Source organism: Metallibacterium sp., assembly GCF_054637675.1.
Window position 1 is genome coordinate 1 of sequence record NZ_JBTSRB010000096.1, and the last position, 3,753, is coordinate 3,753.

Annotated in this window: 3 protein-coding genes and 1 pseudogene; all 4 read right to left on the reverse strand. The window is 67.1% G+C overall.

The genetic code is table 11. The annotated features are described in order from the left end of the window. Positions 1 to 203 precede the first annotated feature (203 nt). Positions 204 to 1,454, reverse strand: coding sequence for an IS701 family transposase (locus tag ACYDAT_RS15755; RefSeq protein ID WP_461451353.1), 1,251 nt, complete (start codon positions 1,452 to 1,454; stop codon positions 204 to 206). Positions 1,455 to 1,543: 89 nt separating this feature from the next. Beyond that, positions 1,544 to 2,392, reverse strand: coding sequence for an ABC transporter permease (locus tag ACYDAT_RS15760; protein ID WP_461451355.1), 849 nt, complete (start codon positions 2,390 to 2,392; stop codon positions 1,544 to 1,546). A 92-nt stretch (positions 2,393 to 2,484) separates the two neighbouring features. Next, a pseudogene (locus ACYDAT_RS15765) lies at positions 2,485 to 3,165 on the reverse strand (ABC transporter ATP-binding protein); the annotation flags it as partial. 1 nt (position 3,166) lies between these two features. After that, on the reverse strand, positions 3,167 to 3,753 hold a 587-nt coding region (locus ACYDAT_RS15770; RefSeq protein WP_461451357.1), incomplete at its 5' end, for a substrate-binding domain-containing protein.

Genomic DNA, 3,753 nt, shown 5'->3' on the forward strand with positions numbered 1-3,753 from the left:
CGATTGAAACGGTGTCATTGCCGTCTAGCACTACAGTTGCATTTTTAATTTAAGGTGGGATCGCCGTGCTTCTGCCTGGTGTGCCCGGCGGAACCTGGACCATGCGATGATAAATGAGGTTGGGATAAATGAGGTTGGGATAAATGAGGTTGGGATAAATGAGGTTGGGATAAATGAGGTTGGGATTCGGCGTGGTGCGAGCTTCAGTGCGAGACGCCGGATTTCCTGAACCGACCACCGGACAAGCGTTGCCGCGATGGTGGCGACGGTTTTTTCGGCGTCATGGCGCTGGCCTGGTATCGGACAGTTGTCATGACGGCACAGGCGGGCATGACGGGGGAGACGTGCCGGTGCCGGCCATGCCAGGAGCGGCTTTCGCTATGGTCGAGGCCGGGTTCGTTCCTGGCGGTCCCGAAGCCTTCCCCGACACGCCAGCGTGCGCCCTCGACCCGGACCAGCGTCTCGATGGGAGTTCCTCCGGGGCACCAGGGGGTGAAGCAGGCGAGTTCGCCATCGGCGAGGCTGCGCCGGATCAGCATGCCGCGGGTCCACAGGCCTGGAACCGGGGCGTCGAATTCGGCAGCATCGGGATCGGCCAGCGGGCAGCAAGCCCGGTCACAGAGCCGCTCCCCCTTCGTGCCATGACCGGCCGGCAGGCGCTTCCAGAACCCGGCGGGCAGAGCCCCGGCAATGTCTTTGGCTTCGCCTGCGACAACGATCCCGGCGTTCCATGACCCGAACCAGTGGTTGGCGTTGACGCCCAGGACGCAGCCTTTGCCGGCACGGCGCAGCGCCGCCCCGGGTTCGCCTGCGCCAGACACGCTGCCGGCGGCCACCCAGGCGAACGGAACACCGGCCGCGATCGCCCCCGCGACCATGCCCACCGCCAGCCTCGGCCTGGTGGCAAACGCCACAATCTCCGGCACATCGGCGGCTGTCAGCCGGTCCGGATCAGGCGTCCGGGCTTTGGGCAGGCAGAGCGCACGGTCGATAAAGGCGTGGCCCTTGCCCGGCACACAGGATGCGAACACCCCGATCCGGCGGTTGCTGATCCTGCCAGCCGGCCCCGTGCATTGCCGTCCCACGCCGCACGAGGCTTTGCCCTGCCTGAGAAAGCCCGTTTCATCAATCACCAGGATCGCGCCGTCATCGCCCGGATGCTCGGCGGCGTGGCCGCGGACGATGTCGCGCAGAGCGCCGGCATCCCATCGTCCGCGACCCGGCCAGGCCTGTTGTCGCCAGGGCCCGCCATCGCCCGCTGCCTCAGCGCGCATCCAGCCCGTCTTGCGGGGCTCGTTGCCCGGCACAGCATCGAGGAATTGACCTGCCGGTGCCGCTGCACGATCTTGCGTGAACAGCGGGCGGCTGCGGCGCTTCGCCTCCCGTAACGACGACGCCCACAGCGCCAGGGTGTCCTCAATCGATGCGCCACCAGTCATCAGGTTCTGAACCATGGCTGCCCATTGATCCAGAACCCGTCAGGAAATGCAACTGTAGTGCCAGACTCCAACGAGACAGAGTCTCTCTGCCCAATCGGCCATGCTCAACTCTGCATCCCCCAGCGCCGGACGGTGCGCGCCTCGATGACACGGAACACCAGATGTTCCACCAGCAGGCCGATGATAATCACCGTCAGCAGGCCCGCGAACACGGCCGGAATATCAAGCTCGTTCTTGCGCTCATAGATGAACCAGCCGATGCCGCCGCTGCCGGAACTGACGCCGAACACGAGCTCGGCCGCCAGCAGCGTCCGCCACGCAAACGCCCAGCCGATCTTGAGGCCGGACAGGATGCTGGGGAAGGCCGCCGGCACCAGGATATGCAGCGCATAGCGCCAGCCGGTCAGCCCGTAATTGCGCCCCACCATGCCCATCACCACCGGCACCGCGCGGAACCCGGTGGTCAGGTTCAGCGCCAGCGGCCACAGCACCGAATGCACCAGCACGAACAGGATGCTGGAGCTGCCCAGCCCGAACCACACCAGCGCCAGCGGCAGCAGTGCGATCGCCGGCAGCGGGTTCAGCATCGCGGTGACAGTGGTCAGAAAGCTGCGCGCCAGCAGCCCGCTCATCGCCAGCCCCGACAGCAGCACCGCCAGCACGAAGCCGATCGCATAGCCGCTCAGCAGCGTCGCCAGCGAGGTGGCCGTGCGCGCCGGCAATTCGCCCGACAGCGTCTCCTGCCAGACCGACCGGGCGGTGTCGCTCAGTGTCGGAAACAGCAGCGGGTTGTTCAGATAAAGGCCATAGCCCTGCCAGGCCAGCGCCAGCACCACCACCACGATCACGGTGCGCACCAGCTCCGACTGATACAGCCGCCCGGCGCGGCCAAGCGGGCGCTCCACCACGGCGAAGGCCGCGTCCGGCGCAGGCGGGGGGACCGGGCGGGTCATGGCGCGGCGGCGGCCGGGGTGCCGGCGAACAGCAGATCGCTGATCTGGCGCTCCAGCGCCTTCGGATCGGCCGCCGCCACGTCATCAAACGCCGCCTTCACCCGCCCCGGATGCGGCGTCAGCAGCAGGATGCGGGTGCCGATCCGCACCGCCTCGGCGATGGAATGGGTGACGAAAATGACGGTAAAGCGGGTGTCCGCCCACAACTGCAACAATTCCTCCTGCATCTGCTGGCGGGTCAGCGCGTCCAGCGCGGCGAAGGGTTCGTCCATCAGCAGCACGTCCGGCTGCATCGCCATGCCGCGGGCGATGGCGACACGCTGCTTCATGCCGCCCGAGAGGGTGTGCGGGTAGCTGTCGGCGAAGGGCGTGAGCCGCACCCTGGCCAGATACGCATCGGCCCGAGCGGCGACCGCGGCGCGGCTGAGGCCGGTGCGCAGCAGCGGGAACATCACGTTCTGCCGCACTGTTTTCCACGGCAGCAACTGGTCGAATTCCTGAAACACCATCATCCGGTCCGGGCCGGGGCGGTCGATCGGCCGGCCTTTGAGGGTGATATGCCCCTCCACCGGCGCCAGATAGCCGCCGATCGCCTTCAGCAGGCTGGATTTGCCGCAGCCCGACGGACCCAGCAGCACGAGCCGATCGGACTGCCGGACCGCCATGTCCACCCGGTAGGTCGCCGTGACCTGCAAGCGATCGGTCTTGTAGCGCAGCGTCACCCCCGCGACCTGAAGCAGCGGCGCCGGGTCGGGGGCATCCGCATCCGCCATGTCAGCTCCCCGGCAGGTCATAGGCGAGCGGAAAGAACACATCCTGCCAGGACGCCGGCACACTGGCGGTCACGCCGGTGCGGTGCATGAAGCCGGCGAACCGCATGGTGCCCTGCGGAGTGGCGGTGAAACTGGTGCCCGGCGCCTGCGGGGTCGCCAGAATGGTCGCCACGCTGAGCTTTTCCTGCGTCACGTCAAAATACATCTGCGCCGCCGCGGCGCGGTCCTGATCCACCAGCGCCAGCGCCTCGCGCAGCGCCGTGTTCAGCACCGCGACCAGCTCCGGGCTGGTATCGTGAAAGCGTTCGGTCAGATAGACGATGCCGTTCGACAGCGGGCCGCCGAAAATCCGCGGCGAATCGGTCGCCGCATGAATGCCGGGATGCTGCAACGCCTCGTACTGATAGGGCGGGGCGCTGAAATCGCTGTCCACATCGCCGCCCTGCGACAGCATCGCCACTATCGCATCGGGACGCGAGCGCGACAGCGTCAGATGATCGAGCGCATCATAGCGGCCGAACTGCTGCTCCGCCGCCATTTGCAGCAGGATCGCCTGGACCGAGCCTTTCACCGCCGGCACCGCGATGC